At 73.9% G+C, this 22,628-nt stretch carries 24 protein-coding genes; 7 read left to right on the top strand and 17 right to left on the bottom strand.

Going from position 1 to position 22,628, the window contains the following annotated elements; all coding sequences use genetic code 11:
• Positions 1-4: 4 nt before the first annotated feature.
• A complete protein-coding gene (locus ISP_RS22500) occupies positions 5-751 on the bottom strand; it encodes a GAF and ANTAR domain-containing protein (protein ID WP_013226043.1) in 747 nt (248 codons plus the stop codon).
• Between the two features lie 129 nt (positions 752-880).
• On the opposite strand from ISP_RS22500, the gene ISP_RS22495 reads away from it, so the two are divergent.
• Positions 881-1,618, top strand: coding sequence for a GAF and ANTAR domain-containing protein (locus ISP_RS22495; RefSeq protein ID WP_013226042.1), 738 nt, complete (start codon positions 881-883; stop codon positions 1,616-1,618).
• A gap of 4 nt (positions 1,619-1,622) precedes the next feature.
• Positions 1,623-3,083: a PP2C family protein-serine/threonine phosphatase gene (locus ISP_RS22490; RefSeq protein ID WP_013226041.1), complete on the top strand. Its 1,461-nt coding sequence runs from the start codon at positions 1,623-1,625 to the stop codon at positions 3,081-3,083.
• 84 nt (positions 3,084-3,167) lie between these two features.
• Here ISP_RS22490 and ISP_RS22485 read toward each other — a convergent pair whose 3' ends face one another.
• The 3 genes from ISP_RS22485 to ISP_RS22475 form a co-directional block, all read right to left on the bottom strand.
• Positions 3,168-3,563, bottom strand: coding sequence for an STAS domain-containing protein (locus ISP_RS22485; protein ID WP_013226040.1), 396 nt, complete (start codon positions 3,561-3,563; stop codon positions 3,168-3,170).
• Between the two features lie 102 nt (positions 3,564-3,665).
• Positions 3,666-4,442: an ANTAR domain-containing protein gene (locus ISP_RS22480; protein ID WP_013226039.1), complete on the bottom strand. Its 777-nt coding sequence runs from the start codon at positions 4,440-4,442 to the stop codon at positions 3,666-3,668.
• A 142-nt stretch (positions 4,443-4,584) separates the two neighbouring features.
• Entirely contained in the window at positions 4,585-6,207 is a 1,623-nt protein-coding gene (locus ISP_RS22475) for a RecQ family ATP-dependent DNA helicase (protein ID WP_014467069.1), read from the bottom strand.
• Positions 6,208-6,331: 124 nt separating this feature from the next.
• Between ISP_RS22475 and ISP_RS22470 the strand changes: the two genes are divergently transcribed.
• Positions 6,332-7,273 (top strand): PfkB family carbohydrate kinase, encoded by a 942-nt coding sequence (locus ISP_RS22470; protein WP_230468896.1) that lies wholly within the window; start codon positions 6,332-6,334, stop codon positions 7,271-7,273.
• Between the two features lie 3 nt (positions 7,274-7,276).
• Here the strand turns inward: ISP_RS22470 and ligD are convergent, their stop codons facing one another.
• Genes ligD through ISP_RS22445 form a run of 5 tightly spaced genes read right to left on the bottom strand, consistent with a single transcriptional unit; the run spans position 7,277 to position 9,984 of the window.
• Positions 7,277-8,854 carry a non-homologous end-joining DNA ligase gene (gene ligD / locus ISP_RS22465; protein ID WP_013226036.1) on the bottom strand — a complete coding sequence of 526 codons (1,578 nt, stop codon included), beginning with the start codon at positions 8,852-8,854 and terminating at the stop codon, positions 7,277-7,279.
• A gap of 17 nt (positions 8,855-8,871) precedes the next feature.
• Positions 8,872-9,003: a hypothetical protein gene (locus ISP_RS22460; protein WP_014467068.1), complete on the bottom strand. Its 132-nt coding sequence runs from the start codon at positions 9,001-9,003 to the stop codon at positions 8,872-8,874.
• Between the two features lie 2 nt (positions 9,004-9,005).
• A complete protein-coding gene (locus ISP_RS22455; protein ID WP_013226035.1) occupies positions 9,006-9,560 on the bottom strand; it encodes a hemerythrin domain-containing protein in 555 nt (184 codons plus the stop codon).
• Between the two features lie 59 nt (positions 9,561-9,619).
• Positions 9,620-9,796, bottom strand: coding sequence for a hypothetical protein (locus ISP_RS22450; RefSeq protein ID WP_014467067.1), 177 nt, complete (start codon positions 9,794-9,796; stop codon positions 9,620-9,622).
• Positions 9,796-9,984, bottom strand: coding sequence for a hypothetical protein (locus tag ISP_RS22445; protein WP_013226034.1), 189 nt, complete (start codon positions 9,982-9,984; stop codon positions 9,796-9,798). Before ISP_RS22445 ends, ISP_RS22450 begins: the two co-directional genes overlap by 1 nt.
• Before the next feature lie 207 nt (positions 9,985-10,191).
• On the opposite strand from ISP_RS22445, the gene ISP_RS22440 reads away from it, so the two are divergent.
• On the top strand, positions 10,192-10,986 hold the full coding sequence (locus ISP_RS22440) for a class I SAM-dependent methyltransferase (protein ID WP_013226033.1): 795 nt from the start codon (positions 10,192-10,194) through the stop codon (positions 10,984-10,986).
• Here ISP_RS22440 and ISP_RS22435 read toward each other — a convergent pair.
• Genes ISP_RS22435 through ISP_RS22415 form a run of 5 tightly spaced genes read right to left on the bottom strand, consistent with a single transcriptional unit; the run spans position 10,970 to position 16,874 of the window.
• Positions 10,970-11,335, bottom strand: coding sequence for a hypothetical protein (locus ISP_RS22435; protein ID WP_013226032.1), 366 nt, complete (start codon positions 11,333-11,335; stop codon positions 10,970-10,972). The genes ISP_RS22440 and ISP_RS22435 overlap by 17 nt on opposite strands.
• A gap of 8 nt (positions 11,336-11,343) precedes the next feature.
• On the bottom strand, positions 11,344-14,664 hold the full coding sequence (locus ISP_RS22430) for a WXG100 family type VII secretion target (protein ID WP_013226031.1): 3,321 nt from the start codon (positions 14,662-14,664) through the stop codon (positions 11,344-11,346).
• On the bottom strand, positions 14,664-14,981 hold the full coding sequence (locus ISP_RS22425; RefSeq protein WP_013226030.1) for a hypothetical protein: 318 nt from the start codon (positions 14,979-14,981) through the stop codon (positions 14,664-14,666). The genes ISP_RS22430 and ISP_RS22425 overlap by 1 nt, the downstream gene beginning before the upstream one ends.
• On the bottom strand, positions 14,978-15,241 hold the full coding sequence (locus ISP_RS22420; protein ID WP_230468895.1) for an acyl carrier protein: 264 nt from the start codon (positions 15,239-15,241) through the stop codon (positions 14,978-14,980). The genes ISP_RS22425 and ISP_RS22420 overlap by 4 nt, the downstream gene beginning before the upstream one ends.
• A complete protein-coding gene (locus ISP_RS22415) occupies positions 15,234-16,874 on the bottom strand; it encodes a fatty acyl-AMP ligase (protein ID WP_013226028.1) in 1,641 nt (546 codons plus the stop codon). The genes ISP_RS22420 and ISP_RS22415 overlap by 8 nt, the downstream gene beginning before the upstream one ends.
• A 70-nt stretch (positions 16,875-16,944) precedes the next feature.
• Between ISP_RS22415 and ISP_RS22410 the strand changes: the two genes are divergently transcribed.
• The gene (locus ISP_RS22410; RefSeq protein WP_230468894.1) at positions 16,945-17,424 is read left to right on the top strand and encodes a DUF2087 domain-containing protein; all 480 of its coding nucleotides are present in this window, start codon (positions 16,945-16,947) and stop codon (positions 17,422-17,424) included.
• Here ISP_RS22410 and ISP_RS22405 read toward each other — a convergent pair.
• A complete protein-coding gene (locus tag ISP_RS22405) occupies positions 17,388-18,356 on the bottom strand; it encodes a sigma-70 family RNA polymerase sigma factor (protein WP_013226026.1) in 969 nt (322 codons plus the stop codon). The genes ISP_RS22410 and ISP_RS22405 overlap by 37 nt on opposite strands.
• A 77-nt stretch (positions 18,357-18,433) precedes the next feature.
• Positions 18,434-18,949 (bottom strand): bifunctional nuclease family protein, encoded by a 516-nt coding sequence (locus ISP_RS22400; RefSeq protein WP_013226025.1) that lies wholly within the window; start codon positions 18,947-18,949, stop codon positions 18,434-18,436.
• A gap of 160 nt (positions 18,950-19,109) precedes the next feature.
• On the opposite strand from ISP_RS22400, the gene ISP_RS22395 reads away from it, so the two are divergent.
• Positions 19,110-19,583 carry an SRPBCC family protein gene (locus ISP_RS22395; protein WP_014467066.1) on the top strand — a complete coding sequence of 158 codons (474 nt, stop codon included), beginning with the start codon at positions 19,110-19,112 and terminating at the stop codon, positions 19,581-19,583.
• An 81-nt stretch (positions 19,584-19,664) separates the two neighbouring features.
• A complete protein-coding gene (locus ISP_RS22390) occupies positions 19,665-21,065 on the top strand; it encodes an MFS transporter (protein ID WP_013226023.1) in 1,401 nt (466 codons plus the stop codon).
• A gap of 103 nt (positions 21,066-21,168) precedes the next feature.
• On the opposite strand, the gene pdxR is transcribed toward ISP_RS22390, so the two are convergent.
• Positions 21,169-22,575: a MocR-like pyridoxine biosynthesis transcription factor PdxR gene (pdxR, locus tag ISP_RS22385; protein WP_013226022.1), complete on the bottom strand. Its 1,407-nt coding sequence runs from the start codon at positions 22,573-22,575 to the stop codon at positions 21,169-21,171.
• Positions 22,576-22,628 lie beyond the last annotated feature (53 nt).

The raw sequence follows: 22,628 nt of genomic DNA, 5'->3' as shown, positions 1-22,628 counted from the left end.
CACGCTACCGCGGCAGGACGTGCCCGGAGACCACCCGCGCGACGAACCGCTCCGCCACTTCGCGCAGTTTGACGTTCTCCCGCTGCGACTGCTCCACCAGGAGGGCGAAGGCGTCGTCGGCGTCGACCTGGCGGATCGCCATCAGCATGCCCTTGGCCTGGTCGATCACCGCGCGGGACGTCAGCGCCGTCCGGAGGTGCTCGGCGGTCTCGCGGGCCTTCAGGTACCGGTGGTACACGCGGAGGATCGCCGCCACCGCGGCCGTGTAGAGCTCCAGCAGCTGGGCCTCGACCTCCTCGAAGCCGTCGTCCTGCCGTCCGTAGCAGTTGACCGCGCCGGAGAACCGCTCGTCGGCCACCAGCGGTGCGGCGAGGAAGCTCCCGAAGCCCGCCTCCCGGGCGCCGTCGGCGAAGCGCGGCCAGCGCTCGACCGCGTCGGACACCGTCGTGCGGACGATCTTGCCGCCGCGGATCGCCTCCACGCAGGGACCGTCGCCGATCCGGTACTGCTCGCCGTCGAGGTCGTCCACCACCGCGCTCGTCGCGGTCGCCGTGTGCGGCACCTCGCCGGTGACCAAGGTGACCGAGGCCTCGTCGACCCCGGGGACGGCGTGGCGCACCTGCAGGCAGATGTGCCGCAGCAGGATCCGGAAGTCGTCCTCCTCCCGCAGCACGGCGGTGAGGGCCTCCAGCGCCCCGGTGACCTCGTCGAACAGCGGCGACGCGGGTGCGGTGGGGTCCCGGCGTTCCATGTCTGCTCCTCCCGCTCGGGCGCGAGTCCCCTCGGGTACCCACTCCGCCGTGGTTCCATGTCCGCCCCCGGCCGGCCCGGGATCCTCCGGACGGGTTTACGAGGGACCCCGGATTGGTAATCAGCGGCCATGTCGTCGGAACAGGCCTCGGCGGGCGAGCTTCCGCTGGACGGCGAGCTGGCCGTGGTCGCCGCCCGGATGTCCGGGTTGCTGCTTTCGCGGGACACCGTGGAGTCGGTGCTGGAGCTGATCGTTTCGCTGGCCGGGACGACGATCCCCGCCGCGGCGGGGGTGGGGGTCACCCTGGTCGACGCCGACGGTGGCTTCGTCACGACGAGCGCTTCCGGGCCGCTGGTGCGCGAAGCCGACGCCCTGCAGTACGAGCTGGGCGAAGGGCCTTGCCTGGCCGCGCTGGCCGGGTGTTCGCCGCAGCGGATCGACGACGTCACCACGGAACGGCGCTGGACCCGGTGGTGCGCCGCGGTCGCCGGCTCGGGGCTGCGGTCGGTCGTCACCGCCCCGATGGCCACCGAAGACGGCTGCCACGGCGCCATCAAGATCTACGCGACGGCACCCGGCGCCTTCGGGCCCGTCGACGAGCGGGCGCTGGTGACCTTCGCCGACCGCGCCGCGGTCCTCGTCGCCAACGCCCGCGCCCACGAACGCGCCGGGCGATTCAGCGAGCGGTTCAAGGACACCCTGCGCGACCGGGACCTGATCGCCATGGCGAAGGGCTTCCTCATGGGCCGGGACGGCCTCGGCGAGGAGGCGGCGTTCGACCGCCTGCTCTCGCTGGCCCGCGCCCGCGGCACCAGCCCGGCCGAAGCCGCCGCCCACCTGGTCGCCCCGGCGCCGCGGGAAGGGTGAACGCATGCGTTTCCTCCCCGAGGAGGAACAGCGGCGGCTGATCGCCGCGTGCTTCGCCCGGAGCGACCTGACGCTGGAAGAGCTGTGGATGCGGTACTTCGCCCTCGGCGGCAGCCTGAGCCTGCTGGAACTGGACGCCTACCTCAACGCGCTGGTCACGCTGCCGCGCGTCGACCGCGACATGGTCGCCCACGCCGTCAACGAACGGCTCGACGAAGTGACCGGGCCGGCCCGCGCGCCCTACAGCCACTCGATCCCGGACGCGAAGCCGTTGCACGGTCCCCTGAGGGCGCTCGTCGACCTGCTCGAAGGCGCGCACCGCGCACCGCCCGAGCGGCTCCCGGCGGTCGTCGCCGAGGCGGGCCGCGCACTCGACCTGACGATCGGCGTCTACCTGGCCGACTACGACCAGCGCACGCTCGTGCCGCTGCGGCCGGGCGCCGCGGAACTCGACATCGACACCACCGTCGGCGGGGACGTCTACCGCCGGGCCGGCACCCTGACCCGCGACGGTACATTGTGGACAGTGCTGCTCGACGGCGTCGAACGGCTCGGGGTCCTGGAAATCGTCCCGTCCGGCGACGCCGACCCGGACGACCCGGCGTTGCGGGAGCAGTGCCGCTGGCTGGCCGCGCTGCTCGGGCACCTGATCACGATCACGACCCAGTACGGCGACGGGCTGGACCGCCGTCGCCGCCACCGTCGCCGCGGCTCCCCCGCCGAGCTGCTGTGGCAGAGCCTCCCGCCGCTCACCGGCGCCACCGAAAGCGTCGTCGTGGGCGTGAGCGTCCAGCCGGCGTACGACCTGTGCGGCACCGTGTTCGACTACGCCCTCTCGGAGGAACGGGCGCAGCTGGCGATGTTCGACGCCGGCGCACGCACCGGCAGCGCGAACACCGCCGTCGTGTCCGCCCTCGCCGCCCACCGCGCCGCCCGTCACGGCGGCGCCTCCCTGGGCGAGCAGTTCGCCGCGGTCGCCGCCGAGCTCGAAAGCCGGCCGGACGCGCCCGCCGTGAACGGTGTGCTCGCCGAGCTGGACCTGGACACCGGCCTCCTGCGCCTGCTCGGCGCCGGGCAGGCGGCACCCCTGGTCGTCCGCCGCGGCGAAGCGCTCCCGCTCTCCGGGCCGGCCGCTCCGCGGTTCTCCTCGGCCTGCGGGCTGCCACCGGTCACGGAGCTCCGGCTCGAAGCGGGCGATCTGATCGCGCTGTGCTCCCGTGGCGTCGCCGAAACCGTGGACGGGGCCGGGCAGCCGTTCGGCCGCGCCCGGATCACCGCACACCTCGCCCGGGACGCCGCCGAGCTGCCCCCGGAGATCGCCCGCCGGCTCACCCGCGCCGTCCTCACCCATGGCGGCGGCGAATTCCGGCAGGACGCGGGGGTGCTGGTCGCCCGCTGGAGCACGCGCCGGGCGTGGCCGGCGGGCGAACTCGGGAGCGGCACGGGCTTGTCGATCGCCCGCTGAGCCTGGCCTGCCCGTGATCTGCCTCGCACACTCATCCTGAACTGATCGCTCGGCCCGCCCGGCCGCTGAGCCCGCCCGGCCCGCTCAGCAGGCGGGCTCGTGCACCTCGGCCGCCAGCAACTCCCTCAGCGCGTCCGACAACGACGCGAACATCGGCACGACCGCGGCCAGCCCGGTGATCCGGAACAGGCGCGCCAGGGTCCGGCTGTTCGCCACCACCCCGAAGCGCCGGCCCGCCGCGCCGGCCCGCTCGGCCGCCGCGGCCAGTGCCCGCGCGCCGGCCAGGCCGACGAAGGCCACCTGCGTCAGGTCCACCACCGTCGTTCCCGGTGGCGCCGACCCCAGCTCGCGCTCGAGGATCGGCAGGGTCAGCGCGTCGATTTCGCCGGTGAAGGTGAGCACCAGGAAACCGGGGCGATACTCCGTCCGGCGCGCGGTCAGGGGCGCGGACCGGCCGGGGACCGGAAAGGTGGGGGACACGGGTTCGATTGGCCTTCCGCGCCGGCCCGGGGCCGGCGACGCAGTGACGTGATCAAGGACGGGGTCTTGATACCCAAACGCCCGGTCCGGAAACGCTCTTCTTCAGGGCGAGACGCTCGTGAAGGCCGACCAGAGCCGTTGCGCGGCGTGGTGGGCCGGGGCGCCGGGCCGGATCTCGCGGAGGGCGTCGGGCGAGGCGGGCCGGCGGCCCCCGAGGTGCTCGACGAGGGCGACGGCCAGCTCGCGGACCTTGACGTTGAACTCCTGGCTGGCGCGGCGCAGCGTCTGCCAGGCCTCCTCCGGCGAGCACCGCCGGACCGCCATGATCGCGCCCTTCGCCTGCTCGATGGCGGCGCGGGACGCCAGCAGGTCCAGCATCTGGTCGGGGTCGCCCGCGGTGGCGGTCTCGGCGACGACCAGCGTCATCTCGGTGAGTTTCGCGTAGCGCTGCAGGATGGCCAGGGTGTCCGCGCCCGGTGCCCGGTCGAGCGAGACCGACAGGACGAAGACCCCGTCTTCGTCCCAGAACCCGGGCAGCGCGGCGGCGCCCCGGATCGCCGCGACCGCCGGGCCGCCGTCGAAGACGGTCTCGCGGGTCAGCGCCGGCCAGCGCTCGTCGCCGAAGAGGCGGTCCGTGGTGACCGGCTCGCCGGTGGCGTTCGCGACGGGGACCGGGCCGCCGTGCGCCAGCTGGGCGGACAGCACCTGCTCGCCGACACCCGCGGTGGCCAGCACGCGCAGCGGCCGTTCGCCGCGGCTGATGGTCAGGCCCGCGCCGAGCCAGCCGGGCAGCTCCCCGGCGATGCGCTCGAGCAGTGCCTGCAGCAGTTCGGACAGCGGTCTCCAGCGATCCGCTGCGTTCATGAGTGTCTCGGTCACCGAACCTCCACCGGTCTTGGTTCCTTTGATTTACCGCAAGCCGCGGCTGTCCGCCTCCGACGCAGCCGGAGTTTGTGGGACCGGCCACGCGGACCGGCGAACCGGCAGGGCCGTCCGGGGGAACCCGATCACCCGGCTGGAGTCAGCAGCGGTCCAGGAGCGCCTGTTCCCGCACCACCGGCAGCGACAGCGTCCGGTAGCCGACGTCGTCGAAGAGGACGGTGAGCTTGTCCTCCTCGACGGTCATCACGACGCCGCGGCCCCACTCGGCGTGCCGGACGACGCTCTCCGCGTGGAACTCCCCCGCGGGCGGCCGGTCCTCGACCTCGGCACCGGCGTCGCAAAGGTCGCAGTTGCCGCACGGCTTCGCGAGTTCCTCGCCGAAGTACCCGAGCAGGTACCGGCGGCGGCAGCCGGTGGTCTCCGCGTAGGCGCGCACCATCTCCACCCGCGAGCGGACGAGCTCGGCCGCCCGCTCCGCCGCTTCGAGCGCCCGCCCGACGACGGCACCGGTGTCCGCGCGAGCGGCGGTGAGCGTGCACCGGCCGTCCGGCCCGGTGACCACGTCGCCGCAGCGTTCGAGCAGGCCGAGGGCGCGGGTCCGCCGCGCGGCCGGGCCGGGGACGGCCTCGGCGAGCTGCCGGCTTCCCAGCGGTCCCGGCCGCAGCGCTTCGACGACCGCTCGCAACTCCGCCTCCGGCGGCGCGGACCGGGTGAGGAACCGTTGCCGCGCCAGGTCTTCCGGCCGGTAGCAGAGCAGCACCTCCGCCGGTTCGCCGTCCCGGCCGGCGCGGCCGATCTGCTGGTAGTACGTGTCGACCGAGTCCGGGACGGACGCGTGCACCACGAACCGCACGTCGGGTTGGTCGATGCCCATGCCGAACGCCGAGGTCGCCACCACGACGTCGGTCTCCCCCGCGGCGAACCGCTCGTGCACCGCGTCGCGGTCGGCCGCCTTCATCCCGGCGTGGTAGGCGAAGGCACGGACGCCGCGGCCGGAGAGGGCCTCGGCGTAGTCCTCGGTCTCCCGGCGGCTCGCGGTGTAGAGCAGGCCGCTGCCGGGCATCGCCGCGACCCGGTCCACCACGGCCGCGCGCTTCGCGGCGTCGCCGGTGAACCGCGCGACCACCAGGTGCAGGTTCGGCCGGTCGAAGCTCGCGATCACCCGCACCGGGTCGCGCAGGCCCAGTGCCGCGACGATGTCGTCCCGGACCGGCGCCGCCGCGGTGGCGGTGAGGGCGATCACCGGCGGCCGCCCGAGCCGCTCGACCACCGGGGCCAGCCGCAGGTAGTCGGGCCGGAAGTCGTGGCCCCACGCCGACACGCAGTGGGCCTCGTCGACGACGAACAGCGACACCCCCGCCCCGGCCAGCCCGGCGACGACCTCGTCCTTCGCCAGCTGTTCGGGCGACAGGAAGACGTACTCCGCCGTGCCGGCCCGGATCGCCTCCCACACCCGGTCCCGCTCCCCCGCCGACTGCCGCGAGTCGAGGGCCACGGCGTCCGGCACGGCCGCGGCGTCCAGGCCCTCGATCTGGTCCCGCTGCAACGCCAGCAGCGGCGACACGATCACCGTCGGCCCGGGCAGCACCAGCGCCGGCACCTGGTAGATCGCCGATTTGCCGGCTCCGGTGGGCAGCACCGCCAGCACGTCCCGCCCCTCGCTCGCCGCGCTCATCGCCGCGGCCTGCTCGGCGGACAGCTCGGCCCAGCCGAAGCGGTCCGCGGCCAGCCGGCGCAGCTCGGCCACCGTTTTGTCGTTCATGGCGGCCGGGCTACCCCGGACGGCGCCCGGCAACCGCCGACCCGAACGAGCGGTTTATCCGGCGCGGCGGGCGGGGTAGCCGATCGGTGATCCGAGGAGGCGCCATGACCCACCGGTGGTCCCGATGATGTTCAGCGAAGTCGTCGTCGCCGGGCAGATCGCCCGCGACCTGGTGATCGAAGTCCCGGACGCGCCCGGCGCGGACTCGTCGGCGCCCGTGAAGCACCGGCAGGAGCTGCTCGGCGGGAAGGGCGCGAACCAGGCCGTGGCGCTGGGCCAGCTCGGGATGTCGGTGTCGCTGGTCGGCGTCGTCGGCCGCGACCGCACCGGGGACGCGCTGCTCGCGCAGGCCCGGGCCGACCGGATCGGCACCTCTTACGTGATCCGCCGGGCGGGCACCGAGACGGCCCTGCTCGTCGACGTCGTCGAGGACCACGGCCGGCGCCGCTACCTCGAGCACGTCCCGGAGGGGACGCTGCTCACCGAGGACGACGTCTTCGCCGCGGCCGCCCCCATCTCGGCCGCCGCTTCCCTCATCGTGCAGCTGCAGCAGCCCGCGCCGGTGGCCCTGCTGGCGGCCCGGCTGGCGCACACGGCGGGCACCCGGGTCGTGCTGGACGGCGCACCGCAGGACGACGCGCTGACGGACGGCCTGCTCGCCCTCGCCGACGTCGTGCGCGCCGACGGCCACGAAGCCGAGCTCCTCACCGGGCAGCCGGTCGACGACGTCGCCGCGGCCGCGCGCGCCGCCGCGGATCTCCGGCGCCGGGGGCCGTCCCTGGTCGTGCTCGAAGTCTCCGGGCAGGGCAACCTGTTCGCCGGGCCGGAAGGCACCTGGTTCGTGCCGGACGTCCAGACCGACGTCGTCGACCCCACCGGCGCCGGTGACGCGCTCGTCGCCACCCTGACCGCGGCGCTGACCCGCCGCCGTCCGCTGGAGACGGCGGCGAGCCTGGCCGTCGCGGCCGCCGCGGCGACGACCGGGCACGCGGGCGGGCGCCCGCACCTGTCCCGCGCGGAACTCGACCGGCTGCAGCCGCGGGCGCTGGAAACCGTCCGGGCCTGAGGCCTACAGGCCCGGCAGCTTCTGTTCGAGACCGAGCAGCACCGAGAACGGGTCTCCGTGCTCAGCCAGGCGGCCGGGGACGTCCCGGATCGTCCACCGGTCGGGCGCGAGCCGCGGGTCGTCCAGCTCGGCCCACTCCAGCGGCACCGAAACCGGCGCGCCGGGCCGCGGACGGACGCTGTAGGGCGCGACGAGCGTCTTGTTCAGCACGTTCTGCGTGTAGTCCAGCCGGGCGCGGCCGCGGCGCTTGTCCTTCGTCCAGGCCCAGCTGACCAGGTCGGGCAGCACCCGCCCGATCGTCCGGGACACCGTCTCCGCCCACGCGCGGGTCTGCTCGAACGTGCAGTGCGGGGCGATCGGCACCCACACCTGGATGCCGCGCTGCCCGGTCACCTTGGGCCGTCCGGTGAGGCCCAGGTGCTCGAGCGCGGTGCGGTGCAGCCGCGCCAGCTCCAGGACCTCCTCGAACGTCGTCTCCGGGCCCGGGTCGATGTCGAACAGCACCCACGTCGGGTGGTCGACGTCGGCGGCGCGGGAAGTCCAGGCGTGCAGCTCCAGCGCGCCGTAGTTCGCCAGCCAGGCCAGGGTCGCGACGCTGTCGGCGACGACGTACCGCCGGCTCTCCCCCGGCTCGGCGCGCTCGTTGCGCCACGTGGTCAGCCAATCGGGCGCGTGCCGCGGGACCTCCTTCTGCCAGAAGCCCGGCTCGGTGACGCCCTGGGGGAACCGGTGGGTGTTGAGCGGGCGGCCGGCCAGGTACGGCAGCATGACCGGGCCGACGGTGGCGTAGTACCGGATGAGGTCCCGCTTGGTCACCGGCTTCCCGCCACCGGCCGCCGGGAAGAGCACCTTGTCCAGGTTGGTCAGCGCCAGCTCGCGGCCCGCCACCGACCACCGGCCCTTGACGCCCAGGGCGTCGAGGGCGGCCAGTTCGTCTTCGGTCGGGGCCTGCCAGCCGCCGACGGACTCCTCCGCCTCGGCGGCCGGACGGTCGCCGTGCCACAAGGCGTCGGGAGCGGCCGCGACCTCGTCGTTGGTGCGGCCGCTCTTCACCGAGCGCGGGTGGTCCTCGGCGTCCCAGCCGGCCTGCGCGTGCTCGTCCTGCTTGTGCAGGAGGAACCACTGGTCCTTCTCGCCGCGGCTGGTGCGGACGAGGACGAACCGCCCGGCCAGCTTCTCGCCTTCGAGGTCGAAGTGCAGCGTCCCGGCCTCGATCGCGCGCGCCGGGTCGGGTTCGACCGGCCGCCAGACGCCGCGGTCCCAGACGATGACGTCCCCGCCGCCGTACTCGCCGCGCGGGATGACGCCCTCGAACCCGGCGTACTCGATCGGGTGATCTTCGACGTGCACGGCCAGCCGGCGGGCCTTCGGGTCCAGCGTCGGGCCCTTCGGCACCGCCCAGCTGACCAGCACGCCGCCGAGTTCGAGGCGGAAGTCGTAGTGCAACCGGCGCGCGCGGTGCCGCTGCACCACGAACCGGTGGCCGTCCGGACCGGCGGACCCGCCGGCCGGCTCCGCGGTACGGCCGAAGTCGCGCATCTCCTGGTAGCGCCGCAGTTTGCGGGCCGGGTCTGCTGCCATGGCCGGGGAGTACCCACTCAGTCCGGCGACGACCAGGGCGGGTTCTTCTTCGCCAGCTCCTCGTATTCGGCGACCTCCTGCGGGGTCGGGTCGGTGCCGGCTTCCTCGGCGAATTCCTCCGGATCGGTGACGTCGTCGGGCTCGGTCATGCTCAGCCTCCCAGCGCGCCGCGGATGAGGTCACGCGCCCGGTCCATGATCGCCGCGGGCGGGCCCAGCAGCAGGTTCGCCTTCGCGCTCTCGACGCCGGGGTGCGGCCGGGTCGGCCCGACCGCTTCGGCCACCTTCGCGGTCGCGGCCATCGCCCGCAGCCGCTCCGGCGGCCGGTGCGCCCGCAGCAGCGGGAACTCCTCGCGCTCTTCGTGCTCGGCGTGCGCGAGCACGTCCTCGCGCAGCTGCACGAGCAGGGTGTCGAAGCCGTCGGCTTCCGGGCCCATCTTCTGGAGGGCGGTCAGCAGTTCCTTGGCCCGGTGCTCCTCGCCCAGCCGCGCCTCGACGATGGGCTTCGCCGCGGGCTCGAGGTCGCGGATTTCGGGGTGCACGACCAGTTCCTCGGCGGTCTCGTGCACGGCGAGCAGCCGCACGAGGTCGTGGAACAGGTCCCGCCGCCGGTCGCCTTCCGCGGTCTCCAGCGCGGCGAACAGCTCGCGGATTTCCCGGTGCTGGCGCTGCTGGAACTCGATGACGTCCTCGTCGTGCTCCGCCATGAACGGCCTCCTCCTGGCTCGGTGCTCGGTCGGAAGCGGCGTTCCCCGTCGCGGCCGGGTTACTCGTCGCGAGGGGCGACTGTGAGCCACAGCGCGCCGGCGACGGCCACGACGAGGCCGGCGACGGTCCACCCGGACCACCCGCCGAAGAAGGCGACGACGAGCCCGACGGCGAGCAGGACGCCCCCGCCGACCGAGGCGGTGTCATCGCGGCCGGCCCCGGCGGTGAACGCCATCAGCCCACCCGCCCATCGACGGCGGCCACGACGAGCGCGGCGCACCGCCCCACGGTGACGCCTCGTTCCTTGGCCATCGCGACGAGGGCGGCCTGCGCGGCCGGACGGCTGAGCCCTTGCGCGGCAAGGACTTCCAGCGCCAGGCCGACGACATCACGGGCGGGCGGGGCGGCGGTGCGCACGGGCATCGGAAGACCTCCGGCTCATTCGGCGGCGAGACGAACGCGACCGGGTACCCCGCCGCCCCGGGTTTCACACCCGTTAACCGGACCGGGTGAAGCGGGGCGGCTGCACCTCCCGACGAGCCCTTCCGCCCGGCCGGGCCACGCCGCGGTATCCGACGGCGCCCGACCCGTGTCGCGCCACCAGCCGAAATGGGAATCTAGGCTGGGGGCGTGACCGACGCGTGGAAATGGGACCCGACCCTCTATTCGGGCAGCGCGCCGTACTACCCGCGGGGCCGCGTGGCGTATCCGGCGGAACTCGCCACCGCCTTCGCCGCCCAGCTCGGCCTGGACGGATCGGGACGGCTGCTCGACGTCGGCTGCGGGCCCGGTTCGCTGACGCTGCCGCTGGCCGGATCGTTCGAAGAAGCGGTCGGGCTCGACGCCGACGAGGACATGCTCGCCGAAGCCGCCCGGCTGGCGGCGGACGCCGGGATCGGGAACTGCCGGTGGGTGCACCGGCGCGCGGAGGAGCTGCCCGCCGGGCTGGGCCGGTTCCGGGTGGTCACCTTCGCGCAGTCGTTCCACTGGTTCGACCGGCCGCGCGTCGCCGCCGCGGTGCGCGGAATGCTGGCGCCCGGCGGGGTCTGCGCCCACGTGCACGCGTCGACGCACGAGCTCGTGCACCCCGCGATCGCGGAGCTGGTGCGCGAGTACCTCGGACCGGTGCGGCGCGCGGGACGCGGGACACTGCCGGACGGCACGGCCGGCGGTGAGGCGGCGGTCTACCGCGCGGCCGGTTTCCACGGCCCGCGGCGGTTCGAGCTGCCCGGGCGGGTCGTGACCCGGACCGTCGACGAGGTCGTCGCCGGGGTGTTTTCGCTGTCGAGTTCGGCACCGCACCTGTTCGGCGAGCGACGAGCCGGGTTCGAGGCGGACCTGCGGCGGCGGCTGGCCCCGGCGGAGACGTTCACCGCGCGGCTGCCGCACATCGCCGTCGACCTGTGGTTCACCAAGGGTTGTTGAAGTCCTCTTCCTCTTCGGCGGCGGTGCGGGGCCGGCGGGCGCCCCGCGGCTCGTCCCGCCCCGGCCGCCGCGCCGGTTCGAACCCGCCGGGGCCCGGATACGCCTCCGCGTCGAAGGCGGACGCCGGTTCGGCGTGCGACCGGTCGGTGCTCCAGCCCGACTTGGTCTTGCGCTGGGCCATTTCCCGGACGTGCTGGACGTACCGCTCCGCCGCCTGGACCTGCTTGGTCATGTACTCGTGGGACCGGGCCTTGATCTCCTCGCCCTGCTGTTCGCGCAGGGCACGGCGATCGGCCTGTTCGCGGACGAGGCCGTCGAGCTCGGCCCGCATCCCGGCGATGTCGGTCATGCGTCCTCCTACCTGGTCCGGGCGGACGGCGGGTCTTCGTCGTCCAGGGAACCGATGATCCGCCGCCCGGGCTCACCGAGGTTGTCGAAGACGGCGCCGTCGATGCGGTAGGCGGACGAGCGGCGTTCGGTGTCGCCCCCACCGCCGCCGCCGTGGCCACCCATGGCGCCCATGCCGGGCATCCCGGACATCGACGAGCCGGACGACCCGGGTGCACCGGGCGCGCCGGAAGCCGACGCGAAGGCCGCCGCGGGCTGCGGCTGCGCGGCGGCGCCGGAGTGCGCGCCGCCGGAGACGGGGGTGTCACCGAGCCCGGCGACGCCGTCGAAGCCGGCGCTCGAGAAGCCGGCGTGGGCGCCGCCGCCGATCCCGGCTGTCGAGAGGCCGTGGTGGGCGCCCCCACCGCCGCCACCGGCGTGCGCGCCGCCGGCGGAACCGTCTCCGGAGCCGTGGTGGGAGCCGCCGGTGTCGCCGGGCGCGTGTCCGCCGTCGTGGTCCGAGCCGCCGTGGTGGGCACCGGGAGCGCCGCCGTCGTGGGACGCGAGGTCCTCGAGGGTGCCCCGGTGGGTGGGCAGGTCGTCGATCCGCTTCTCGGGAGTGTCGCCGAGGGCGCCTTCCGGCTTGTCGTCTTCGCCCAACGTGTACGTCGTCGGGGTGCCCTTGCCGTCGTCGACGGTCACCGTCGTCGGGCCGTCCGGCCCGTCGGGACGCTCGGCGGTGATCTCGAGGCCGCCGTCGTGGATGTGGATCTTGCCGTCCGGGCCGGGGCGGTAGGGGTCCGCGTCCGTCCCTTGTGGACCATCGGCGGGCTTGCCGTCGGCGGCCTTGCCGTCGTCGGACCAGTCGAGCTTGAAGTCCTTCGGTTCGCCGGGACCGTCGCCGACCTTGATGTCCATCTTGCCGTCGTGGTCCGGCTCGGTCATCTCGAAGGTCTTGTCGCCCTGCTTGACCTTCAGGACGTCCCGGTCGTCGTCGCCGCCGAGCAGGCCGTCGGGCTTGCCACCGGGATCCGTCTCGATGCCCGGGCCGCCGAACTCCTTCAGCGCGTCCGCGGCCTTCTTCTTCGCGTCCTCCGCGGCTTGTTCGGCCCCGGCCTTGCCGTCGCCGTCTTCGCCCGAGCCCGGGTCACTGCCACCCGAACCCGAACCGCCGCCCGCGCCACCACCGGACTCCGTCTGGATGCCCGGACCGCTGAACTCCTTCAGCGCATCCGCGGCCTTCTTCTTCGCCGCCTCGGCCGCCTGCTCGGCCCCGGCCTTGACGTCATCCCCGGAGCCCGAGCCCGGGTCACTGCCACCCGAGCCCGAACCGGAACCACCGCCCGCACCGCCGCCGGACTCCGTCTCGATACCCGGACCGCTGAACTCCTTCAGCGCCTCCGCGGCCTTCTTCTTCGCCGCTTCGGCAGCCGCGGCCGCGGCGTCCTGGCCGCTGTCGGGCGGCGGCGTCATCGACGACGGTGCCGTGCTGTCGGAGCCCGGCCCCGAACCACCGCCGGAGCCCGACCCCCCGCCGGAGCCCGAGCCGCCACCCGAGCCGAGGCCGGCCCCGGAATCCGTCTGGATTCCCGGGCCGCTGAACTCCTTCAGCGCGTCGGAGGCTTTCTTCTTCGCCGCCGCCTCCGCCTCCGCGGCCTGCTGCTTGGCTGCTTCCGCGGCCTGCTGCTTGGCCGCCTCCGCCGCGGAGCCGTCGTCCTGGCCGCCCGGTGAATCCGAGCCACCGCCACCGGAACCACCACCCGCGGAGCCGCCACCCGACGACGTGGACCCGTCCGGGATCGGCGGGACCTGACCACCACCGCCGCCCGCTCCCGAGCCGCTGCCGGAGCCCGAGCCGCTGCCGCCGCCGGTGCCGCTGGGCAGGTCGGTCCCCGAGCCGCCACCGGCCCCCGAACCCCCGCCCGACGCACCGGCCCCCGCGCTCGTGTCGGGGATCGGCGGCACCTGACCGCCACCTCCGCCGCCCCCCGAACCCGAACCCGAACCGCCGGATCCGGAGCCCGAACCAGATCCGGAACCCGAGCCCGAACCGCCGCCGGACCCGCCCGAACCGGACCCGCCGCCCGAACCACCGGCACCGCCGCCGGAGCCGCCGGCCGTCCCGGACCCCCCGCTCCCGGACCCACCCGGAGTGCCGGACCCGCCGGGCAGCGAAACGCCTTCGAACTCGTTGCGGATCCCGCCCATCACCTTGTCGAGCGCGTCGTACGCCTGGTCGACGAGGTCTTTCGTGTCCTTGCAGGTCTTCGCGAACCCCTGGTACAGCCGGTCCCACATGTCGGGGTTGAACTGGTTCTGCACCCACTGCTTGGCCAGGTCCTGGCCGTGCTTCTTGATCTCGTCGCCGTCGCAGCAGCCCTGGTCGTTGAGCGTCTTGACCAGGTTCGTCCCGAAGTTCAGGTCCATCCAGCCCGCGATCTGGGCGAGGTCCTTTTCGTTGCCGTGCTCGCCGTTGGCGACGGCGATGACCTTCTGCGCCATCGTGTAGTCGGCCTTGCCGACCAGGTCGGTGTACATCCCGATGACGGCGTCGGCCTTGCCCTTGCACAGCTGGAACACCGTCGTGGCGGTCTTCAGCGTCGCTTCGCTCGCGTTGCCGAGCGTCTGGGACAGCTTCGCCGCCTTCGGCTGGATCTTCTCGTTGTAGGTGTCCGACGCGGCATCGGCACCCGCGCCGCTCCAGCTGCCGAACAGGGTGCCCAGCTGCGAGCCGGTGTCCTGCTCCGTCCGGTCCACCGTCTCCGAGCCGCGCTTGAAGTGCCCGGCGTCCGCGACGAAGTCGGCGAAACTGATCCCGCGCTGCTCGTCGAACGGCGCCCGGATGTCCTTGTCGAGGTCGAGCGCGCGGGTGTTGCCGCGGCAGTCGGCCGGGATCTTCGCCAGCAGCGAACCGAACGTCTCGAACAGCTTCAGCGCGGGCGCGGCGGCGTCGAAGATCTCGTCGGACGTCTTCGTCCCGGTGGCGCCGGCTCCGCTGTCGTCGCCGGCCGCAGGCGGCTGCGTCCCGTCGAGCTTCTTCTTGCCGTCGTCGACAGCTTTCTTTTCCTGGTCCTCGTTGTAGCTGTTCTGGTCGCCGCTCGCCTTGGCCTTGTCGTAGGCCTCGTCGACCGATTGGCCGGCGAACAGCGGGTTCGCGGCGTAGGCGTGCGCGTACTTCTCGGCTTCGGCCCGCTTCTGCTTGATCTCGTCCGGTTCCTGGTCGGCCAGGAACGGCGGCGGTGGCGGGTTTTCCCGCAGCCAGCTGCTGATCAGCGCGCTCTTCTGCCCCGGCGGCACGCTCGGGTCGTCGAGCAGCGCCTTGACGTCGGACCACTTCTTCTTTTCGGCCATCAGAGCGTGCCCCCGGCGTTCGTGATCGCACCCGCCTGGTTGTTTTCGTTGGCGCCGTAGGTCGAGCCGGCGGTCCCGAGGTTCGTGCCGAACGAGCCGAGTGTGCTGCTGTAGCCGGAAACCGCGGCCCACAGCGCCTGTGCGCCGGCGGTGTACTTGGCCGCGTGGGCGCCGTGCGCCCGGCCGAACTTCTCCGCCGTCACCTGCGGTGTCTGCAGGTCCGGGTTGTCGTCCAGCAGGTTTTCCGCCAGGTCCCCGATGGTCTTGGACGCCGCCGACAACGCCTCGGTCGTCGCGGTGTACCCCCCGCCGCTCATTTCAGCGCCTCTCCTGAAGATCCTCGAGTTCCCAGTGCTTCCGCGAGCACCCCGGCCACGGATCCCACGTCGGTGAACCGGTCCAGCCGGTCCAGGTCGATCGTCACCCCGTAATAGATCTCCAGCGCCGCCAGCAGCTTGATCCGCCCCTTCGAGTCGATGCCCAGCTCCTCCAGGGGCGCGTCGGGCTCGACGAGAGCCGGGTCGAGCCGGAAGGTGTCGCAGACGACCTTCGTGACCTCGGCGCGGTGATCACCCACGGTCGCCACCATAACGTGCTTTCGCGGCCGACCGGGCGACCTTGCCGCTCGATGTGCGCGGAAGTCCACCGGAAGGGACCAGACGTACCGCGCGCAGCGTGAGACCGTGTTCGCGTGACACCGCGCGCAGCACCGCCCGGGTGACCTCCCGATCGTCGGCTTCGGCGCCGCGCGCCCGCTCCGCCACCACCACCGCACCCTCGCCTTCCTCGTCGGACACGCCGAACGCGGCGACGCGGTCGCGGCGGACCGCCGGGTGGGCCTCCCCGGCCGCCGCTTCGATGTCCTGCGGGTGGAAATTGCGGCCGTCGATGACGATGAGGTCCTTGAGCCGTCCGGTGACGTACAGGTCGCCGCGGTGCAGGACACCGAGGTCGCCGGTGCGCAGCCAGCCGGCGAGGCCGTCGAGCTCGGCCCCGAACGCCGTGGCGTCGCCGCGGCCCCAGTAGCCGTCCGCGACGTTCGGGCCGTGCACCCAGATCTCGCCGACCAGGCCTTCGGGCTGCTCCCGGCCGTCCTGGACGATCCGGACGAGCTGCCCGACCGGACGGCCGACGGACACGAGCTCCTGCCCGCCGTCGGTTTCGACGGCCCGGCCCTGCGCGAGGGCTTCGCGGTCGAACACCGCGCCACGCGGCCCTTCTTCGCCCGCGCTCGCGACGTACACGGTGGCTTCGGCGAGCCCGTACGACGGCCGGTGCGCCTCCCGCCGGAACCCGCGTGGCCCGAACACCTCGTGGAAGCGCTCGATCGTGCGCGGCCGGACGGGTTCGCTGCCGTTCAACGCGACCCGGACGTCCGACAGGTCGAGGTCCTCGCCGGTGTCGGCGTCGGCGGCGAGGTCGTAGGCGAAGTTCGGCGCGGCGGTGAACACCGCCGGGTACCCGGCGAGCTGCCGCAGCCAGCGCGCCGGCCGGTGCACGAACTCGGCCGGCGCCATGAACACCGACCGGCCGCCGGCGAAGACGGGCAGGCACAGCAGCTGGATCAGGCCCATGTCGTGGAAGAACGGGATCCAGCCCGCGCAGGTGCTGCCCTCGTCGACGGCGTACGCGAGGCTGCCCTGCCAGCAGGCGGCGACGATCGCGCGGTGCGGGATCACCGCACCGGCCGGCTCGCGCGTCGAGCCGGACGTGTACTGCAGGTAGGCGGGGCTGTCCGGCGTCACCGGCACCGGATCGGCGCCGGGCCCGCTGAGCTCGTCGACCACCACGACGCTTTCGTGCGCGGGCAGTCCCGGCGCCGCGGCCGACGACGTCAGCCACACCCGCGCACCGCTGTCGGCGAGGACTCCGGCGAGCCGCCCGGCCTGCGCGGGGCTGGACGGCGCCATCAGCGGGACGGCGACCAGGCCGGCGGCCAGCGCGCCGAAGAACGCCAGCGGGTAGGCGAGTTCCTGGCCCGCGAGGACGGCGACGCGCTCCCCCGGCTCGGCCACCCGGCGCAGCTCGCCCGCCACCACCCGGACCCGGGCGGCGAACTCCGCCCACGTCAGCGTGTGCTCCACGCCGCGAACGTAGTCCTGGTGGGTGAACAAAGGGCGTTCATCACCGGCGCGGGCGAACAGGCACTCCACGATCGAGGTGCGCAGCACGGCCTCGGGCACGGTCGCCGGCGCGGTCGGACGAGGCACGCTGGGCAACCTACCGGCCCGCCGAAACCCGGTTCACCCCCGGGGCGGGGCGCGGGTACGGTCGCAGACCATGGCCGCACCGGAAGCGCTGGTCTCCGCCCTCGCGGACCCCGACCGGCTCCAGCTGTTCGCCCGCATCTGCACCGCTCCCGACGGCCTCGAGGCGTCCCACGCTTCGGCCAAGCTCGCCAAGCGGCTCGTCGACGCGGGACTCGTCACCGAGGCCGAGGGCCGCTACCGGGCCGTGCCGTCGGTGTTCCGCGACGCACTCGCCAAGGCCCCGGTCGATCCGCTCGACGCGCTCTTCCGCCACGGACGGCTCGTCTCGATCCCGCATTCGGGCAAGCGGCGGCAGCTGCTGCTGGCCTACCTCGCCGAGCGCTTCGAACCCGGCCGGCTCTACAGCGAGCAGGACGTCCGCGAGAAGCTCTCGATGGTCCACGACGACCACGCGACGCTCCGCCGCTACCTCGTCGACGACGGCCTCCTGCAGCGCAGCAGCGACGGCGGCGCCTACGGCCGTCCCTCGGAAGCGCGCGCCGCCGGCTGAGCGGCCGGGAGGTCGAACAGCGCCAGGACGTCCGCGTCGGCGAACACGACGTTGTGCGCGACCTGCCCCTCCCGCACGGCGAGCACCTGCAGGGTGTGCAGCCGGAACCCCCCGGCGTCGTCGCGGCAGTAGGCCGCGAGCGCGGGCCGTCCGTTGGCGGCCGTGCGGGTCATGCGCCACTCCGGGCCGCGCATCCCGAACAGCCGCTCCAGGAACCGGCCGTAGTCACCGCGGCCCCGGAACCACAGCGGCACCGGCGGCATCTCCATCACGACGTCGTCGGTGAGCAGTTCGACGAGCCCGGCGACGTCGGCGCGTTCGAACGCACGCAGGTAGCGGTCCACGACCGCTTCGACCGCGGTGTCGTCCGGTTCGGGCACCTCGTCCGCCGACAGGCCGCCTAGTCCGGCGCGGGCGCGCTGCAGGGCGCTGTTGACCGCCGCCGGGGTCGTGTCGAGGAAGCCGGCCACTTCCGCCGCGCTGAACTCCAGGACGTCCCGCAGGATCAGCACCGCGCGCTGCTTCGGCGGGAGGGTCTGCATCGCCGCCAGCAGCGCCAGCCGGAGTGTGCCGCGGCGGGCCAGGCGCAGGCCGGGGTCGTCGAGGCGGGCGTCCGGGAACGGCTGCAGCCAGGGGATTTCGAACGACGGCGTCAGCGGTGCGCCCGGGTCGCCTGCCGGGCCGCCGAGCCCGGACGGCAGCGGCCGCCGGGCCCGTCCTTCGAGTGCGGTGAGGCAGGCGTTGGTGGCGATCCGGTAGAGCCAGGTGCGCACCGAGGCGCGGGCGGGGTCGTAGCCCGCCCACGCCTTCCACGCGCGGACGAGCGTCTCCTGGACCAGGTCCTCGGCCTCGTGGACCGAGCCGAGCATGCGGTAGCAGTGCGCCAGCAGCTCACGCCGGTGCGGTTCGGTGCGCGTCGCGAAGTCCTGCATCGTTCTCCCGTCCGGACGGCTTCCGGTGGGTGTACCGGTGCCGCCGCCCGGATTCATCGGCAACGGGAGAAATCTTTCTACAGGTCGTCGAAGTCCTCCGGCCGCAGACCGTCGAGTTCGGCGCGGAACCGGGCCACCTCGGCCTCGGCGTCCAGCACGTCGGCGGCCGGCCCTTCGGTCTCCTGCTCGACCTCGAGCTGCACGGACGCGACGTCCAGCACCTCTTCGGCGACGCGGATGGGCGCGCCCTGGCGCAGGCCGAGGGCGACCGCGTCGCTCGGGCGAGCCGAGACGCGGGTGCCCGAGGCGAGCACGAGGTCGGCGTAGAAGATGCCGTCCCGCACCTCGGTCAGCTCGACCGCGGCGAGGCCCTGGCCGAACGCGGCGAGCACGTCGCCGAGCAGCTCGATCGTGCCCGGGCGCGGCTGCGCGATCTGTTCCCGCGCCCGCACGAGGGCCTCGGCCTCGCCGTACCCGATCATGATCGCCAGCCAGCGGCGCGCGCCCTCCGGCTCGCGAAGCAGCATGAGGGGCGCTTCACCGGGCACGGGAACGGCCATTCCCACCACTTCGATCGGAATCACGCTGATCACCGCACTCTCCGTGTCGTGGAGCCCTCCGCGCGCGAAGTACCCACAACGAGCGGTTCACAACCCGATCCGGCGGCCGGGTTTCCCGGCCCGGGTACTTCTCGGCTGCGGACTCCGCTCCGGCGCCTTGCCCGGCGGCGGCGACGGCTGTCACCGTCGGGGTGTGGAACCGACGATTTCGCGCAGTGTGACCGTCTCCGCCGACCCGGGCACGGTGTGGTCGTGGGTCACCGACCTGCCACGGATGGGCGAGCTGAGCCCGGAGAACGTCGGCGGCCGCTGGCTGGACGGCACCGGCCCGGCACTCGGCGCGCGGTTCCGCGGCCGCAACCGCAACGGCGAGCTGCAGTGGTGGACGCGGGTGCGGGTGGTCGTGTTCGAGCCGGACCGCCGGTTCGCCTTCGACGTGCGCACGCCGTTCGGCTCGCGGGTCTCGCGGTGGGAGTACGTGCTGGCGCCGGCCGCGGGCGGCTGCGTGGTCACCGAGAACTGGTACCGGATCGGCAGCTGGGTGGTGCGGAAGTTCATGGGGCCGCGCGTCACCGGCCGCGCCGACCGGCCGGGCTACAACGTCCGGTCGATCGAGCACACCCTCGCGGCGCTGCAGGCCCGGGCCGAGGAGCGCGCCGCCGCGTGACCTGAGTCGCTTCGAACAGGTCAGTCTCTTGTTAAGACCCACATCTTCCAGCTAGGTTGCTTTTTCGAACCTAGGAGGATCATGCCCGACAGCGCGCCGAAGCCCGGCCTCGTGCTGCTGGTCGTCTCGACCGCCGCCTTCCTCGCCAGCCTGGACACGTTCATCGTCACGATCGCCTTCCCCGGCATCCGGGCCGCGTTCCCCGGTGACGACCTGGCGACGCTGTCGTGGGTGCTCAACGGCTACACGGTGCTGTTCGCCGCCTGCCTCGCCCCGGCCGGGCGGCTGGCCGACCGCTACGGCCGCCGCCGGCTGTTCCTCGCCGGTGTGGCGGTGTTCACCCTCGCGTCGGCGGCCTGCGCGGCCGCGCCGTCGATCCCCGTGTTGATCGCCTTCCGCGCGGTGCAGGCGATCGGCGCCGCGCTCGTCATGCCGACGTCGCTGGCGCTGCTGCTGACGGCGTTCCCGCCGCACCGGCGTCCGATGGCGGTCGGCGTCTGGGCGTCGGTGGGCGCGGCGGCCGCGGCCCTCGGCCCGCCGGTCGGCGGCCTGCTCGTCGAGGCGTCCTGGCGCTGGGTGTTCCTGGTGAACCTGCCGATCTGCGCGGCGACGCTGCTGGCCGGGCCGCGGGTGCTGCGCGAGTCGCGGGACACCTCGACCGGCGTCCCGGACCTCCTCGGCGCCACCGGGCTGCTGGTGGGCGTCGGTGCCATGGCGTACGCGCTGGTCGAGGCGCCCGACCGCGGGTGGACCGCCCGGCCGGTGCTGCTGGCGTTCGCGGTGGCCGCCGTCGCGCTGGCCTGGGTCCCGCTGCGCTCGGCGCGGCACCCGGTGCCGGTACTGGACCTGCCGGCCCTGCGCGTCCCGACGTTGTGGCTGGCCTGCCTGACCACCGGGGTGTTCGCCGCCGGGTTCGCGGCGATGCTGTTCGGCAACGTTCTGTTCCTGACGTCGATCTGGCACGACTCGATCCTGGTGGCCGGGCTGTCCCTGGCGCCGGGCCCGCTGGTGGTGGTCCCGGTGTCGATCCTCGGCGGCCGGTTCGTGCACCGCTTCGGGCCGGGCCCGGTCGTCGCCCTCGGCGGCGTGGCGTTCGCGACGGGATCGCTGATCTGGTTGCTGCGCATGGGATCGGTGCCCTCCTACGCGACGTCGATGCTGCCCGGCCAGCTGCTGACGGGCCTCGGTGTCGGGCTGATCCTGCCGAGCCTTTCGGGCGTGGTGGGCACGGTCCTGCCGCCGTCCCGCTGGGGCGCGGGCTCCTCGATGGTGAACACGGCCCGGCAGATCGGCACGGTCCTGGGCACGGCGGTGCTGGTGGCCGTCTTCGCCGGAACGCCGGACCTGGCGGACTTCCGGCGGGGCTGGCTGATGATCCTGGCCACGGCGGCGCTGACGTGCGCGGGCGGCCTGCTGATCGCCACGCGGCGGCGCACCGACCACCACGCCGAGCCCCAGGCCACCGCGGCCGCGCCCGCCTAGCTTGGTCCCGGCCCGACGCGGCGGCGGGGCACACGCCTTGGCGCGCACAAAGTCGGCAAAGGGGAGCCTTGAAGTTCCCTGCCACAACCAGCGGATCAGCTCGTCAGCCCCAGGCCTCGTCCAGCACCGCGAGCCCGGCGTCGATGCTCGCCGAGGGGATCGAGCCGTAGCCGAGGACCACGCCTTGCTGCGGGAAACCGCCGCACAGATCGGAAAGCGTCTGGATCGCCGCGCCGGCCGCCGCCGCGCGGGCCGCGATCGGCTCCAGGTCCGTCTCGTCCTCGGCCAGGGCGCACAGGTGCAGGCCCGCCGCCGACGGCACCGGGCGCAACCTACCCGCGAACACCCGTTCCAGGGTCGCGGTGATGCGCTCGTGGCGATCCGCGTAGACCTTCGTCGCGCGGCGGAGGTGGCGGGCGAAGAGCCCTTCGTCGATGAAACCGGCCAGCGCGGCCTGTGCGGGCAGGTCGCCGTGCCGGCCGGACAGCTGACGCGCGTGCTGCAGCGCGTCGCGCAGGGATGCCGGGGCGATCAGGAAACCCAGGCGCAGCATGGGAAGCAGCGTCTTGGAGAACGAGCCGACGTAGGCCACCCGGCCGTCGCGGTCCAGGCTCTGCAACGGCTCCAGCGGCCGGTCGGAGAACCGGAATTCACTGTCGTAGTCGTCCTCGACGACGACCGCGCCGGCGCGGGCCGCCCACGCCAGCAGCGCCGTGCGGCGGGCGAGGGACATCGGCGTGCCGAGCGGGAACTGGTGCGACGGCGTGACGTACACCAGTTTCGTGCGCGGCGGCAGCGCGGCGACGTCGAGCCCTTCGCCGTCCACCGGCACTCCGACGACTTCGGCGCCGTGCGAGGTGAACAGCAGCTTCGCCATCCGGTAGCCCGGCTCCTCGATGGCGACGCGGTCGCCGGGTTCGAGCAGGACGCGGCAGAGCAGATCCAGGGCCTGCTGCGCGCCTTGGGTGACGAGCACGTCGTCGGCGTCGGCGCGCACCGAGCGCGAGACGCCCACGTGCCGGGCGATCGCCGCGCGCAGCCCGGGGTGGCCGCCGGGCCCGGCGTAGTGTGCGAACTCGGCGGTGTCACGCAGTTCCCGCGCGAGCAGGCGCCGCCAGGTGTCCAGGGGGAACAGCGCGGTGTCGGGGATGCCCACGCGGAAGTCGAACTCCGGCGCGGGCGCCTCGGCGGCCGGGGGCGGCAGTGACCGCCACACCGCCGTCGGCTGCGGCCCGCGCACCGACGGAGCCTTGCGCGGCTTCGGCGCCGGGAGTTCCGCGCTGACGTAGGTCCCGGCGCCGACGCGGCCGGTGAGGAAGCCGTCGGCGGTGAGGCGGTCGTAGGCGACCGCGACGGTGTTGCGCGAGACGGCCAGGCGCCGCGCGAGCTCGCGAGTCGGCGGCAGCCGCTCCCCCGCGCGGAGCCTGCCGTCCAGGACGGCGTCACGCAGCTGGCGGTAGATGCGGACGCTCCGGTCGCCGCGACCGGCCAGGCTGACGTGGAAGTCCATCCGGCGAGCCTATATTGGCCCAATTCGATGGACCGGAATTGGATCTGGGATCG

This window comes from Amycolatopsis mediterranei, assembly GCF_026017845.1.
GTDB classification, from domain to species: Bacteria; Actinomycetota; Actinomycetes; order Mycobacteriales; family Pseudonocardiaceae; genus Amycolatopsis; species Amycolatopsis mediterranei.
The sequence above is the reverse complement of the archived record's forward strand: the minus strand, read 5'-3'. Positions and strand labels throughout refer to the sequence as shown.

Bases quoted from the DNA above. Each gene is read 5' to 3' on its own strand.
- ISP_RS22500 (WP_013226043.1), bottom strand. From the start codon at position 751: ATGGAACGCCGGGACCCCACCGCACCCGCGTCGCCGCTGTTCGACGAG.
- ISP_RS22495 (WP_013226042.1), top strand. From the start codon at position 881: ATGTCGTCGGAACAGGCCTCGGCGGGCGAGCTTCCGCTGGACGGCGAG.
- ISP_RS22490 (WP_013226041.1), top strand. From the start codon at position 1,623: ATGCGTTTCCTCCCCGAGGAGGAACAGCGGCGGCTGATCGCCGCGTGC.
- ISP_RS22475 (WP_014467069.1), bottom strand. From the start codon at position 6,207: ATGAACGACAAAACGGTGGCCGAGCTGCGCCGGCTGGCCGCGGACCGC.
- ISP_RS22470 (WP_230468896.1), top strand. From the start codon at position 6,332: ATGATGTTCAGCGAAGTCGTCGTCGCCGGGCAGATCGCCCGCGACCTG.
- ligD (WP_013226036.1), bottom strand. From the start codon at position 8,854: ATGGCAGCAGACCCGGCCCGCAAACTGCGGCGCTACCAGGAGATGCGC.
- ISP_RS22460 (WP_014467068.1), bottom strand. From the start codon at position 9,003: ATGACCGAGCCCGACGACGTCACCGATCCGGAGGAATTCGCCGAGGAA.
- ISP_RS22455 (WP_013226035.1), bottom strand. From the start codon at position 9,560: ATGGCGGAGCACGACGAGGACGTCATCGAGTTCCAGCAGCGCCAGCAC.
- ISP_RS22450 (WP_014467067.1), bottom strand. From the start codon at position 9,796: ATGGCGTTCACCGCCGGGGCCGGCCGCGATGACACCGCCTCGGTCGGC.
- ISP_RS22445 (WP_013226034.1), bottom strand. From the start codon at position 9,984: ATGCCCGTGCGCACCGCCGCCCCGCCCGCCCGTGATGTCGTCGGCCTG.
- ISP_RS22435 (WP_013226032.1), bottom strand. From the start codon at position 11,335: ATGACCGACATCGCCGGGATGCGGGCCGAGCTCGACGGCCTCGTCCGC.
- ISP_RS22430 (WP_013226031.1), bottom strand. From the start codon at position 14,664: ATGGCCGAAAAGAAGAAGTGGTCCGACGTCAAGGCGCTGCTCGACGAC.
- ISP_RS22425 (WP_013226030.1), bottom strand. From the start codon at position 14,981: ATGAGCGGCGGGGGGTACACCGCGACGACCGAGGCGTTGTCGGCGGCG.
- ISP_RS22410 (WP_230468894.1), top strand. From the start codon at position 16,945: ATGGCCGCACCGGAAGCGCTGGTCTCCGCCCTCGCGGACCCCGACCGG.
- ISP_RS22405 (WP_013226026.1), bottom strand. From the start codon at position 18,356: ATGCAGGACTTCGCGACGCGCACCGAACCGCACCGGCGTGAGCTGCTG.
- ISP_RS22390 (WP_013226023.1), top strand. From the start codon at position 19,665: ATGCCCGACAGCGCGCCGAAGCCCGGCCTCGTGCTGCTGGTCGTCTCG.
- pdxR (WP_013226022.1), bottom strand. From the start codon at position 22,575: ATGGACTTCCACGTCAGCCTGGCCGGTCGCGGCGACCGGAGCGTCCGC.